This window comes from Burkholderia metallica, from assembly GCF_001718555.1.
GTDB lineage: Bacteria > Pseudomonadota > Gammaproteobacteria > Burkholderiales > Burkholderiaceae > Burkholderia > Burkholderia metallica.
Window position 1 is genome coordinate 753652 of sequence record NZ_CP013402.1, and the last position, 12470, is coordinate 766121.

At 61.6% G+C, this 12470-nt stretch carries 13 protein-coding genes; 4 read left to right on the forward strand and 9 right to left on the reverse strand.

Translation table 11 applies throughout. The annotated features are described in order from the left end of the window. Positions 1 to 139: 139 nt before the first annotated feature. The 6 genes from WJ16_RS19215 to WJ16_RS19240 form a co-directional block, all read right to left on the reverse strand. Positions 140 to 472 (reverse strand): cupin domain-containing protein, encoded by a 333-nt coding sequence (locus WJ16_RS19215; RefSeq protein ID WP_069258632.1) that lies wholly within the window; start codon positions 470 to 472, stop codon positions 140 to 142. A 129-nt stretch (positions 473 to 601) separates the two neighbouring features. Next, complete coding sequence (locus WJ16_RS19220; protein ID WP_069258633.1) at positions 602 to 1111, reverse strand: flavin reductase family protein; 510 nt, start codon at positions 1109 to 1111, stop codon at positions 602 to 604. Between the two features lie 265 nt (positions 1112 to 1376). Then, positions 1377 to 2405 (reverse strand): methionine synthase, encoded by a 1029-nt coding sequence (locus tag WJ16_RS19225; RefSeq protein WP_069258634.1) that lies wholly within the window; start codon positions 2403 to 2405, stop codon positions 1377 to 1379. Positions 2406 to 2431: 26 nt separating this feature from the next. Next, positions 2432 to 3412 (reverse strand): DUF1852 domain-containing protein, encoded by a 981-nt coding sequence (locus WJ16_RS19230; protein ID WP_069258635.1) that lies wholly within the window; start codon positions 3410 to 3412, stop codon positions 2432 to 2434. Positions 3413 to 4142: 730 nt separating this feature from the next. Then, the gene (locus tag WJ16_RS19235) at positions 4143 to 4760 is read right to left on the reverse strand and encodes an epoxyqueuosine reductase QueH (RefSeq protein WP_236858253.1); all 618 of its coding nucleotides are present in this window, start codon (positions 4758 to 4760) and stop codon (positions 4143 to 4145) included. A 57-nt stretch (positions 4761 to 4817) separates the two neighbouring features. Further along, entirely contained in the window at positions 4818 to 5984 is a 1167-nt protein-coding gene (locus tag WJ16_RS19240; RefSeq protein WP_069258636.1) for a porin, read from the reverse strand. A gap of 306 nt (positions 5985 to 6290) precedes the next feature. Here WJ16_RS19240 and WJ16_RS34925 point away from each other — a divergent pair, with 306 nt between their 5' ends. Further along, the gene (locus WJ16_RS34925; RefSeq protein WP_157126818.1) at positions 6291 to 6680 is read left to right on the forward strand and encodes a hypothetical protein; all 390 of its coding nucleotides are present in this window, start codon (positions 6291 to 6293) and stop codon (positions 6678 to 6680) included. Positions 6681 to 6862: 182 nt separating this feature from the next. Here WJ16_RS34925 and WJ16_RS19250 read toward each other — a convergent pair whose 3' ends face one another. After that, positions 6863 to 7402: a cytochrome b gene (locus WJ16_RS19250; RefSeq protein WP_069258638.1), complete on the reverse strand. Its 540-nt coding sequence runs from the start codon at positions 7400 to 7402 to the stop codon at positions 6863 to 6865. 357 nt (positions 7403 to 7759) lie between these two features. After that, positions 7760 to 8683, reverse strand: coding sequence for a LysR family transcriptional regulator (locus WJ16_RS19255; protein ID WP_069258639.1), 924 nt, complete (start codon positions 8681 to 8683; stop codon positions 7760 to 7762). Positions 8684 to 8750: 67 nt separating this feature from the next. Between WJ16_RS19255 and WJ16_RS19260 the strand changes: the two genes are divergently transcribed. Continuing rightward, complete coding sequence (locus WJ16_RS19260; protein ID WP_069258815.1) at positions 8751 to 9368, forward strand: LysE family translocator; 618 nt, start codon at positions 8751 to 8753, stop codon at positions 9366 to 9368. A gap of 36 nt (positions 9369 to 9404) precedes the next feature. On the opposite strand, the gene WJ16_RS19265 is transcribed toward WJ16_RS19260, so the two are convergent. Next, on the reverse strand, positions 9405 to 10880 hold the full coding sequence (locus WJ16_RS19265) for a coniferyl aldehyde dehydrogenase (protein WP_069258640.1): 1476 nt from the start codon (positions 10878 to 10880) through the stop codon (positions 9405 to 9407). Positions 10881 to 10979: 99 nt separating this feature from the next. On the opposite strand from WJ16_RS19265, the gene WJ16_RS19270 reads away from it, so the two are divergent. Together WJ16_RS19270 and WJ16_RS19275 are read left to right on the forward strand one after the other, a co-directional pair. Continuing rightward, positions 10980 to 11633, forward strand: coding sequence for a TetR/AcrR family transcriptional regulator (locus WJ16_RS19270; protein ID WP_069258641.1), 654 nt, complete (start codon positions 10980 to 10982; stop codon positions 11631 to 11633). Between the two features lie 131 nt (positions 11634 to 11764). Continuing rightward, a complete protein-coding gene (locus WJ16_RS19275) occupies positions 11765 to 12451 on the forward strand; it encodes a type 1 glutamine amidotransferase domain-containing protein (RefSeq protein ID WP_069258642.1) in 687 nt (228 codons plus the stop codon). Positions 12452 to 12470: the final 19 nt, after the last annotated feature.

Genomic DNA, 12470 nt, shown 5'->3' on the forward strand with positions numbered 1-12470 from the left:
CGGTATAGCGCGCCGTCCTGCCATTTGGGTATCGATACCGGCGGTATTCAAAGACCGTTCCCGGTTGATGAAGCTTTGCGCGTTCCGGCGCGTGGTTGCACGCTACGCGCCGGATTGCGCGCCGCCCGACATTCCCGATTCAACGTTCGTAATAAATCGCAAGCCAGACGGATTGCGTCTCTTCGTGCGTCCATGCGACCCGATGGCGGCAATGCGGCTCGATCAGCACGTAGTCGCCGGGATGCATTTCATGACGTTTCGCACCCTCTTCGAATTCGAGCACGGCCGCGCCCGACAGCAGCACGACCCATTCGGCGCGCGGGTCGTCATACCAGAAGCCGTCGGGGCTCGTGTGGCCCATCGATACGATTCGCTCGACGTTCAGACCTTGGCCGGTGACGAGGAGGTCGATATGTTCATCGTCGCCGTGGTGGGCGTCGGTCGTGAACAGGTTGCCGGTTTGAAGTTGCATCGGGTGGCGTAGCCGGGGCAATCGGCATTGAAGTGGCGGGAATGTTCACTGTAGTGCAGTGAGTGCCGGCACGGCTGACTTGTTTTGCGGCGATGGGTGCGTGATACGCGCAATCCGGCCCAAAGACATTCACATCGCACCCTGCGCGGCGATGTTGCAATATTGCCCCTTGAAATACAGCAATGGCTGCGTGGCAGTCGCTTCTTGCAGTTTCAACGCTTTCACTTCACCGATCACGATCAGGTGATCGCCGGCGACGTGTTCGGCATGGATTTCGCAGTCGAGCCAGTGAAGGCTGCCGACGATGATCGGGTTGCCCAGCGGCGATTCCTGCCATTCGACGCCGCGCCACTTGTCCGTGCCTCGTCGAGCGAACTGGTTGGAAATCCCGACTTGCTCGTCCGACAGGATATTGACGACGAATCGACCTGCCCGGCGGATTTTGGGATAGCTGGCCGAACCGGACATCACGCTGAACGACACCAGCGGCGGGCTCATCGACACGCTATGGAACGACTGGCAAGTGAAGCCGACCGGTTCGCCATCGACGCGGGATGCAATGACCGTGATACCGGATGCGTAATGTCCGAGTGCTTCGCGAAAGCGCAATGGCTCGATGACAGGGCTGGAAAGTGACATGGCAGATACTGAATGCTGGGGGCAGCTCGAAAGTGTCAGGAAGGCCGGAAGTCGTCAGGTAATTTAGGCCGGCTTCACCGATTCTCGATTGAGGAAGCGGCCCATCAATCGAAGTTGACGGAACCGAAACAGGTCTTTGCTGCATCGTCATGCTCGGGAAATCCGGGAAGCGTGTTCCGGCCGATTCAGGGAGCGCGCTGAGCCTTTCCCTGCAATCCACATCGCCTTCCATTCCCCGAGCACCGCTTCCGACCGCAGCGCGGAACTAGTTCGAGATTTCTCTTCGGACGATTTCTGCGCCCGCGCTCAACGCATTCAGCTTGCCTCGCGCCACTTCACGAGACAGGGGCGCCATGCCGCAGTTGGTGCAAGGATAGAGCTTGTCGGCATCCACGAACTGAAGTGCTTTTCGCAGCGTGTCGGCCACTTCGTCGGGCGTTTCGACGGTATCGGTCGCCACGTCGATGGCCCCCACCATCACCTTCTTGCCTCGAATGAGTTCGATCAGATCCATCGGAACACGCGAGTTGTGGCACTCCAGCGAAACCATGTCGATGCTGGATTTTTGCAGCTTCGGGAAGGCCTGTTCGTATTGCCGCCACTCCGAACCCAGCGTCTTTTTCCAGTCGGTGTTGGCCTTGATGCCATAGCCATAGCAAATATGCACGGCAGTCTCGCACTTGAGACCTTCGATGGCCCGCTCGAGCGTCGCAACGCCCCAGTCGTTCACCTCGTCAAAGAACACGTTGAACGCAGGTTCGTCAAATTGAATGATGTCGACGCCGGCAGCCTCCAGTTCCTTCGCCTCCTGATTCAGAATCTTGGCGAACTCCCAGGCCAGCTTTTCTCGGCTTTTATAGTGATCGTCATACAGCGTATCGATCATCGTCATCGGGCCCGGCAGCGCCCATTTGATGGGCTGCGTGGTTTGCCGACGCAAAAACTTCGCATCTTCAACGAAAACCGGCTTTTGTCGGGCAACGGCACCGACGACCGTTGGCACGCTGGCATCATAGCGATCGCGAATTCTGACGGTCTTGCGGTTCTGAAAATCGACCCCGCTCAGGTGTTCGATGAACGTGGTCACGAAATGCTGACGCGTCTGCTCACCGTCGCTGACGATATCGATGCCCGCGTGTTGCTGCTCTTGCAACGACAAACGCAGCGCATCCTGTTTGCCCTCGATCAGTCCTTCGTCCTGCAACTTCCAGGGCGACCAGAGCGTCTCGGGTTGTGCGAGCCACGAGGGTTTGGGCAGGCTGCCGGCAGTCGACGTAGGTAACAGTTTCTTCACGATAGATGACCTTGTACTCTTATTGATCAAAGCGCGTAATTGGCGGACCACTGTTCAAGAACGGCCCGGTAAGGCTTGATGAAATGCGCCTCGACGAACCTTCCCTGCTCGACGGCCAGCCGGCTGCGTTCTTCCCGATCGTAAACAATTCGGGTCAGCGAATAATCCTGATGATTCAGGCTTGGCCGATAGCATTTCCCCGCTGCCGAATTCGCGTTGTAAATCTCCGGCCGGTAAATTTTCTGGAACGTATCCATCGTGCTGATGGTGCCGATAAGCTCGAGATCGCTGTAATCAGCGAGCAAATCTCCAGAAAAATAAAAGGCCAGAGGCGCAACGCTATTCGGCGGCATGAAATAGCGAACCTTCAACCCCATTTTCCGGAAATATTCGTCGGTCAGCGAGTATTCGTCCTGCTCGTATTCAATACCCAGCACCGGATGCTGATTCGCGGTCCGGTGATACCGCTTGCTGCTCGACACACTCAGGCAAATAACGGGCGGCTTCTTGAAGTTGGCCTTGTAGGCGCTCGAGTTCACGAAGCACTTGAACAGCTTCCCGTGCAGATCGCCGAAGTTCTCCGGCGTGCTGAATTCGGGCTGATTCCTGGTGTGCTCGAGCAGCAGCACGCTGAAGTCGTAATCCCGCACGTAAGAAGAAAAATTGTTTCCGACGATGCCGTCGATCAGCTCGCCGGTTTTTCGATCGACGATATTCGTTTTCAATACCTCGATCAAAGGAAGGGAGCGACTGCTTTCACCATCGATACTCATTTCGACGGAAATGATTTCAAGTTTGACGGCATAACGATCGCCTTCAGGATTATCCCAATGCGCCAACGCATTGAAACGATTGTCGATCATCCTGAACGTGTTACGCAGATTCTCCTGACGGCTCGCGCCTCTCGCCAAATTGGCAAAATTGGTCGTGATACGCGTACTGTCCGACGGACGATAATCTTCATCGAAGCTGATACGCTTGATGGAAAATGTAAAATCTTTGCTCATTTTGATCTGATACCCTGATTTCAGAGATAAAGCCAGAATTCATTTCTTGACTTTTCAATGCATTCCGATTTTATTTCCGACCTTTCCGCAGAAATTTTTACGATATCGGTATTCAAGGCAAAATTTTATGTCGATCGATCGATGAATAAAAGTGAAATAATCTCATCCATCCATTAGCCATGTTCATGGATCAGTGAGCGTGTCCGGCTCGCTCCGTTGGCGCCTCCGTCGCCCGGTGAAGGCCGTCACACGGCCATGCGGCGCCTGATGCCCGACGCTCGCGAGTTCACGCACATCGGGTTCCGGAGTCTTCGTTGCTGGCAGGGCCTGATCGCCGAAGCACACTGCCGCGCGGACAGTCCCGGAGGCGAGGTCATGGAGGGAGCCTGACGAGTACCTTGCGCGACAAAGTGTGTTCGTTTGCTTCGGATCGAATTCCGCGGCGAACAGCGAAATGGGGCGTGCGTGAAAGAAACGTCTCTCACTGCGGTCAATGCGGGGATAAGGAGCGACGAATGAAATGGCCGCAAGCGACTTCGATCTCGATCTGATTCGCAGCCGAAAGACGCCCGGTTCGTTTTAGTGTCGCTTCCGGCGCGCCAGCGGAATGCCAATGGGCTACGCCGCGGCGATCCAGCTCATGCCCCGGGCGGTACGCTGCGCGATCACGCGATGACCGAGCACGGCGTCTTCAAACCACTACGTGTTGATCCGGGAACGAACGGCGCGCTCAGGATTCGACTGAGGAATCGTCGTCGCCGTAAAACTTCACACCCAGCTGAATGCGTTCCCGGCCGCTTTCGACGCGATGCCGATTGGTGTCGCGCAGCGAGTAGACGCAGCCGCAATATTCCTGCTGGTAGAAGTTTTCCCGCTTGCTGATCTCGATCATGCGCGCCGAGCCGCCGGCTTTGCGCCAGTTGTATTCCCAATACAGCATGTCCGGATAATGCGAAGCTGCGCGCACACCGCAATCGTTGATCTGCTGCATGTTCTTCCACCGCGAGATGCCCAATGAGCTGGTAATGACGGGGAAGCCATGTTCATGCGCATACAGTGCCGTGCGCTCGAAACGCATATCGAAGCACATCGTGCAGCGGATGCCGCGCTCCGGTTCGTTTTCCATTCCCTTGGCGCGCTCGAACCAGTTGTCGCGGTCGTAGTCGGCATCGATGAATGGAATACCGAACTTCTCCGAAAACCGGATATTTTCCTGCTTGCGGAGTTCGTATTCCTTCAGCGGATGGATATGCGGGTCGTAGAAGAAGATCGTGAAGTCGATGCCGACGCGCAGCGTGCCGCGCTCACCCTCGGCGAACTGCCGAGCGAGCGCGTGCGGCTCTTCCACAGGAATGTTTCGTTGCCGGAGTAATGCAGCGACTACTCCGGACTTCCGGGCCTGCGATCAGAACCCGTGATACATGCCGATGTTGACCTGAACCTGGTTGCCGCCCGATGCGGTGTTGCCGAAGTCGGCCGCCGAAGCCTGCGCGCCCTGGGCATGAACGTAGGCCCCCATCGCGTACAGCGACGTGCTCTTCGACAGCGAATACGTCGCGCCCAGCGATACCTGGTTGATCGATGCCATCGTGCGGCCTTCGGCGGCGAGTTTGGGCGTGGGCGCGGAACCGTAGACGTACGTATACCCGGTCGCCAGCGCCAGCGCCGGGGTGACCTGGTACTGCAGGAGCGCACCCAGCACGTTGAAATGGATCGACGGCTGGCCGTCGTTACCCTGGTATTGCGCGTTCGAATAACGCAAGCCGGCGGTATACGCGCCAATCTGGTATTGGGCAGCGACCTGCGCGATACCCGCGCTCTTGAACGCATTGCCGCCGTTGTAACCCGAACTCGGATAGCCCAGCGCACCACCGAAACTCGGTTGCGCGGTCGCGTTCGTCCACCCGTTCGCACCCTGGTTTGCCGCATGGAAGTAGCCGCCGGCGACCGTCAGGCCGCCTTGAGCGTAGTTCGCCGCCGCCGACCACGATTGCCCCGAACCCATCGCACCGGCGACGCCGCCGAACGAGTACGCGGCTTCGGCCTGGAAGCCGTGGATGATCGGCGAAATGTATTTCACCGCGCTGTTCTGGTTCGTCGTGTTGTCGTTGTTGTCCACGTCGCCCGGAGTCGAGAACGTCGACGCGGAAATGGCGTCGCCCGTCAGGCCCTGGACCATTTCCGTCACGGCGTCGAGCTGGCGCCCCATGCGCAGCGTACCGTACTGATCGGACGTGAGACCGACGTAGGCTTGCCGGTTGAACAGCGAACGCGTCGAACCGATCGGCCCCTGCCCGCCTATGCCGCCCGTGCCGATGTTGAAACCATTCTCGATCTTGAATTGAGCCTTGAGCCCGCCGCCGAGATCTTCCTGCCCCTTGAGACCCCACTTGTTCGAACCCGCGGCACCGCCATCGAGGCCGAACCGCTTGTGGCCGTTGATGTTCGAGGTATAACCGATGCCCGCATCGAGCATGCCATACAGGGTGACCGACGACTGTGCCATTGCGGCCGACGATGCCGCGAAAGCGGCAACAGCGATAACGCTGACGTTGATTTTTTTGTTTTTCATCTGTATTTCACTGTCAGGAGTGGTTTCGGGATTGTTTGAAACGGGTCTTGTTGTATTCGAAGGCCGATGACGGCGCACGGCATGGGCGTCGTCTCGGTCGCAACGGCCGGCGTCATATTCGACAAATCGACATAGTCAGTTCGATCATTTCGTCATCCTTAAAGTTTTATGCAGGGAAGCGCCACACTTCTCGACCTGTCCGGCATGTCTCCGATCAGAACAATCGCGACATCCCTGTCCGGACGAATGCCGCTGCCTTGCTTCCGGTGTCACTCCAGCGATTCGGCCATGTGCCGAGTCATCTGTTTGCAGCACGAATATCTGATCTTCCAGATCCAGCAAAACCGCGCCGTCGATCACGCAAAGGAACTCGACCCCGTCGCATTCGTGATCCAGCCGATCAGACGCGCCGAAGCCGCAAAGCCACAACGTTCGAGCGAATCACCGCGCGTGGCCCACCCCTTCTCCAATGGCATTTCGAAGAAGTACGGCACCGTCACGCTCGACGTTTGCACAATATCCGCGAGCGAGATCGGCGATGACGAAACCCGACCACGCTTCACCCGCGACAACAGGCGCCCCGGAAATACCGTCGGCCCTTGCAGACCGACCGGGCATCCGGCTCAGCCGCTGGCGAAATACGCGGATCTTTTCGCCGAGCGTCAACGCCATCGGGCCGTGCGTTGCGAGTATTAAAAACCATATCAGGAACATAAATCGTCGTCAAAATTTGTTTGATATAAGTTAATCGCGTTTGATAACCTTGCGCTTTACCGGGATTTCCCTGATGGAAATGAGCGGCAAAACAAAGCACTCGCGCGATCTGTCTCGCCGCGCCGATGCGGCGACGGCAGACGACCTCCATCCTGACGTCGCGCTCAAATCCCCATCCGCTCCGCGACACCGTCTCGGTCGACGAATTTGTGTTTCAGTCCGGCCGCGATGTGCATCGCCAGTAGCAGGCCCAGCGTCAGCACCAACGCGCGATGCAGCGTATCGGTCAGCAGCCGCAACGGTTCGTCTCGACCGACCAGCATCGGCAATTGCGCGATTCCGAAGAAGCTGACCGGATGGGCGCCGGCGAGGCGGTGCACGTAGCCGGTCAGCGGCACGAGGATCAGCAGCAGGTACAGCGCGCCGTGCAATACGCCGGCGATCCGCGCCTGCCATGCCGGAACGCTGGCCGGCAACGGCGGCGGCGTATGCGTCACCCGCCACACGACGCGCGGCACGGTCAGCATGAAGATCAGGCTGCCGATCGATGCGTGATAGAACAGCACACTGTTGAACTGCGACGAGTTGTGCGGAAACGTATCCATGTAGATTCCGATCGACAGGTTCGACAGGATCAGGATGGCGATCGACCAGTGCATGGCGATCGCGAAGCGCGCATAGGCGGCGTGATTGGGGTGTGACATGGCGGCCTCTCCGGTACGGTTGGGTGTCGTTCACCTGAACGTTCGATATGCAGAACGTCGTGATGCCCGAAATACCCGAACCGACCGGGATTTATTCCCGCAGTACGCATCGGTCGCCATTCGTTTTTCACGGAAGGCAACTGATATCCCGCGCTCGCCCGCTTGCCCCGGATTTCGCCGGGCCGTCCATCTTCACGCGGCAACCGTCTTTATCGCGGACGCGGCGGGCAAAACTTTCGCACCTGATTCGCCACACCGGCGACGGTGATCACGGCGGCCTGCGCGGATACCGTGCACATGTCGACCTTGGCCACGACACGCCAACAGAAACCGCCGCCGCACATCCCACACGCCCCATCAAACCACCGCCCGCAACCACCCCAGCACATCCGCCTGCGCACTGCCCGCCGCCACCGGTTCCGGCGTCAGCAAGCTGTAAAGCGAACCGTCCTCGACGAACCCCATCGGCGCGACCAGCACACCGCTTTCAACATCGTCGCGAACGAGATGCCACGGCCCGATGGCGACACCGAGCCCCGCGACCGCCGCCTGCAAACTGAAATAGAAATGATCGAACATCTGCCCGCGTCCGCGCGGAGCCGGCTGATTCGCCGCCGCTGCCCATTCCTTCCACGCGGCCGGCCGTGTCCGCGTATGCAGATGCGGCACGTCCGCCTTCAGCGCGCGAATCCCGCGACGCGCGGAAAACCACACATCGACCTTGTCCGGCCGGCAAACCGGCCCCACCTGCTCCGCGAACAGAGGCGCCGCGTGATAACCCGCCGGCCACGCAAAGTCATTGCGCCGAATCGCCATGTCGATCCCGCTGTCGAACGAAAACGGCCCGCCCGCCGCGGCCAGGTGAATGTCGACGCCCGCATGCCGCGCCTGAAAATCCGGCCAGCGCGGAATCAGCCAGCGCATCAGCAGCGTCGGCTCGCACGACAGCACCCAGCGCCGCGCCAGCGCCGCCTCGGTGCGCAATTCCTGTGCGGCGTCACGTATCAGCCCCAGCCCGTCGTGAACCGCCTGCGCCAGCTTGCGGCCCGCATCGGTCAGGAAGACACGACGGCTGCGCCGCTGAAACAGCGCGACGCCCAGGTCGTCCTCGAGCAACCGCACCGCCCGACTCACCGCGCCATGCGTCAGGCACAGCTCGTCGGCGGCGCGGGTGAAGTTCTCGTGACGCGCTGCTGCCTCGAAGCAACGCAGCGCCATCAGCGACGGCAGGGTCGTGCGAACGGGTTGTGAGCCTAACTCACCATTCTGGTCAGAAATCATCGCTTTTCCCGACGAAACATGACCCATAAGATTGCGCCACCAACTGACCAATCGCAAGGACGACACGATGACCGAACTGATAGTTGTAGTCACCATCACGCTGCTTGCCGTGATCAGCCCGGGCCCGGACTTCGCGATGGTCACGCGCAACAGCCTGATGCTGTCGCGCCGGTCGGGCGTGCTCACCGCGCTGGGTATCGGGCTGGGCGTGACGGTTCACGTGAGCTACACGCTGCTGGGCGTCGGCCTGCTGATCCGCGAGTCGCTGTGGCTCTTCAACGCCGTCAAACTGATCGGCGCGGTCTACCTGATCTACCTCGGCATGAAGATGCTGATGACGAAGCCCGGCAGCGGGCAGGCCGACGCACCGGCCGCGCCGCTATCCGACCTGGCCGCGCTGCGCACCGGTTTCCTGACCAATGCGCTGAACCCGAAGACCACGGTGTTCATCGTCAGCCTGTTCATGCAGGCCGTGCGGCCCGACACGCCGTTGATCGTGCAGCTCGGCTACGGCGTGTTCATCGCCGTCGCGCACGCCGGCTGGTTCAGTCTGGTGGCGCTGTGCTTCTCCGCGACGGCCGTCCGCGATCGCCTGCTGTCGCTGCGGCACTGGATCGACCGCACCTTCGGATGCCTGCTCGTGGGCTTCGGCATCGCGCTTGCGATCGTGCGCGGCGCGCGCTGATTCAGGCCGCGCGCCGCCCCGCTACCCGAATCCGGCTCAGCGCCTGGCGCTCACCCCCGCGCGCACGCCCGCCGGTTCGCGGCTGCGCCCGAGCAGCGCCGTCAGCGACAGGTCCGCGAGCTTGCCGAACGGCGCGCGCAGCAGGCTCGGCAGGTTCCAGCGCCCCAGCGCGAACACGCCCTTCGCGTGGCTCATCGCGCGGAATCCCTCGATGCCGTGATACGCACCCATCCCGCTCGGCCCGACACCGCCGAACGGCAAGTCTTCCTGCGCGACATGCAGCAGCGTGTTGTTGATGCCGACGTTGCCCGACGTGGTGCGCCTGAGCAACGATTCGCAGTCGCCGTCCTGCGCGCCGAAGTAATACAGCGCAAGCGGACGCGGACGCGCATTCACGTAGTCGACGACCTCGTCGATCGTGCGATACGTGCGCACCGGCAGGATCGGCCCGAAGATCTCTTCCTGCATGACGGTCGTATCGTCGCCGGCCCCGACGATCAGCGTGGGCGCGAGCGTGCGCTTGCGGGTGGCCGCCTGCTGCGGGTTCACGCCCGCCTCGATCACGCGCGCGCCCTTGCCGCGCGCTTCGTCGACGAGATTTTTCAGGCGGTCGAAGTGCCGGTCGCTGACGATCGACGTGTAGTCGGGGCTGGTCGGCCCGCCCGGATAGAAGCGCGCCACGGCCGCATCGTATTGCGCGATGAACGCGTCCAGGTCGTCTTCGTGCACCAGCGCATAGTCGGGTGCGACACAGGTCTGCCCGGCGTTCGACAGCTTGCCGAACACGATGCTCGACATCGTCCGGCCGTTCACGTGCCCCCTCGCGACGATCGCCGGGCTCTTGCCGCCGAGTTCGAGCGTCACCGGCACCAGATTGTCGCTGGCCGCCTTCATGACCTTCCGGCCTACCTGCGTGCTGCCGGTAAACAACAGATGGTCGAACGGCAAGCCGCTAAATGCGGCGCCGACTTCCGGGCCGCCGAGCACGACCGCGACTTCTTCGCTCGGGAAAGTCTCCGCGAGCATCCGGCGCATCACCTCGCTCGTGCGCGGCGTCAGTTCCGACGGCTTGAGCATCGCGCGGTTGCCGGCGGCCAGCGCGGTGGCGAGCGGAATGAACGTGAGCGAGAACGGGTAATTCCACGGCGCCATCACGCCGACGACACCGAGCGGCTGGTATTCGACGTGCGCGTGCCCGGCCCGATAGAAAATCCCGACGTGCCGGCGCTGCGGCTTCATGAAGCGGCGCAGGTTGCGCGTCAGGTAGTCGATCGCCTGGATCACGCCGACCAGCTCCATGATCGCGGTCTCGTGCCGCGAACGATGCCCGAAATCGGCGCTGACGGCCGCTTCCACTTCGCTGCGATACGCGAGCACCGCGGCACGCAGCCGCGCGAGCCGGGCCTTGCGCTGCTGCAAACTCGGCGGCCCCTCGCTGACGAATGCGTTGCGCTGGCGGGCCAGCAATGCCGCCGGGTCGGCGCTCGAGCTGGATTCTGCGGAAACGGCCATGGTGCACCTCACGAGGTTGCGCTGATGTAGACACTGTCAACTTGCATGAAGCGGATCATAGGACCACAATGTGTTCCCTGTCAACATGGGAGCAACACGATGTCGTCGGAAGTAGAGGCGGACGCCGGGCAAAAGGCTTATCACCACGGGGATCTGCGTCGCGCGATCATCGAAACGGCGCTCGACACGCTGCAGGAGCAACAGGGCTGGCAGTTCACGCTGCGCGAGATCGCGCGGCGGGCGAACGTCAGCCACTCGGCGCCGTACCGGCATTTCCCGGACAAGGCCGCGTTGCTGCACGAGCTCGCGCTGATCGGCTTCGATCGCCTGCACGACGCGCTCGTCGCGTCCGTCGATCCCGCGGCCGGCGCGCCGGACGTGCTGCACGCCCTTGCGTACGCCCACCTCGCGTTCGGGCAGCGCAACCCGGATCTCTATCGACTGATGTTTGCCGCCGATGCCGGCGAACCCACGGACATCCATCTCGATCCGCGCGTGCAAGCCCCTTTCCAACTGGTCGTCGAGATCCTGGAACACGGCCAGCGCGCCGGCACGATCCGCCCGCGTCCGGCGCTCGGCCAGGCGACCGCCTGCTGGGCGCATCTGCATGGCCTCACGATGCTCGCGATCGACGGGCGGCTGGTGCGCGAGAAGGTCGGCGATCACGCGATCGAGGATGCGCTGACCACCTTGCTCGACGGTCTCGTTCAGCCCGCCGCCCCCGCGCGGTCGGCGAAAGCGAAAAGGTCTTGACCTTCAACTGAGCTTAAAGGTTATGGTTTGCGTCGGCAGCGTATCGAGGCCAGGGGTATGGAAACTGCCCTCCGACAATCCGGGGGTGCGTCGACGACGCCCGCCCGTGGCCGATAAAAGGACACCGCATCATGAGCAAACGCATCCTTCACGTGGTGAGCAACGTCGCGCACTACGCCGATCCGTCGCAGCCGACGGGCCTGTGGCTGTCCGAACTGACGCACGCCCATCACATCTTCGCGGCGCAAGGCTATGAGCAGCGGCTCGTGAGCCCGAAGGGCGGCGTGTCGCCGCTGGAGCCGCGCTCGCTCAAATGGCCGCATGTCGACGCCGCCGCGAAAGCGTGGCATGCCGACGAGGCCAATGCGGCGCTGCTCGCCCACACCGCGCGCCCCGACGAGATCGATCCGGCCGATTTCGATGCGATCTACTTCACCGGCGGCCATGCGGTGATGTGGGATTACCCGGACGATGCGGGGCTGCAGCGGCTCACGCGCGAGATCTACGAGCACGGCGGCATCGTGTCGTCGGTCTGCCACGGCTACTGCGGACTGCTGAACACGACGCTGTCGGACGGCTCGCTGCTGGTGGCCGGACGCCGGATCACCGGCTACTCGTGGGTGGAGGAAATCCTGGCCGGCGTCGCGAAGAAAGTGCCCTACAACGCCGAGCAGCTGATGCAGCAGCGCGGCGCGCGCTACGAAAAGGCGCTGCTGCCGTTCACGTCGAACGTCGTCGTCGACGGCCGCCTCGTGACCGGCCAGAATCCGCAATCGGCGAAGGCGACCGCCGAGCAGGTCGTCGCGCTGCTGACGTGACGCGCCGGCGCGCGGCCGT

Excerpts from the sequence above, each read along its gene's own strand:
- WJ16_RS19260 (WP_069258815.1), top strand. The coding sequence starts at position 8,751 with ATGACCGAACTGATAGTTGTAGTCACCATCACGCTGCTTGCCGTGATC.
- WJ16_RS19240 (WP_069258636.1), bottom strand. The coding sequence starts at position 5,984 with ATGAAAAACAAAAAAATCAACGTCAGCGTTATCGCTGTTGCCGCTTTC.
- WJ16_RS19275 (WP_069258642.1), top strand. The coding sequence starts at position 11,765 with ATGAGCAAACGCATCCTTCACGTGGTGAGCAACGTCGCGCACTACGCC.
- WJ16_RS19230 (WP_069258635.1), bottom strand. The coding sequence starts at position 3,412 with ATGAGCAAAGATTTTACATTTTCCATCAAGCGTATCAGCTTCGATGAA.
- WJ16_RS19270 (WP_069258641.1), top strand. The coding sequence starts at position 10,980 with ATGTCGTCGGAAGTAGAGGCGGACGCCGGGCAAAAGGCTTATCACCAC.
- WJ16_RS19215 (WP_069258632.1), bottom strand. The coding sequence starts at position 472 with ATGCAACTTCAAACCGGCAACCTGTTCACGACCGACGCCCACCACGGC.
- WJ16_RS19250 (WP_069258638.1), bottom strand. The coding sequence starts at position 7,402 with ATGTCACACCCCAATCACGCCGCCTATGCGCGCTTCGCGATCGCCATG.
- WJ16_RS19220 (WP_069258633.1), bottom strand. The coding sequence starts at position 1,111 with ATGTCACTTTCCAGCCCTGTCATCGAGCCATTGCGCTTTCGCGAAGCA.
- WJ16_RS19265 (WP_069258640.1), bottom strand. The coding sequence starts at position 10,880 with ATGGCCGTTTCCGCAGAATCCAGCTCGAGCGCCGACCCGGCGGCATTG.
- WJ16_RS19255 (WP_069258639.1), bottom strand. The coding sequence starts at position 8,683 with ATGATTTCTGACCAGAATGGTGAGTTAGGCTCACAACCCGTTCGCACG.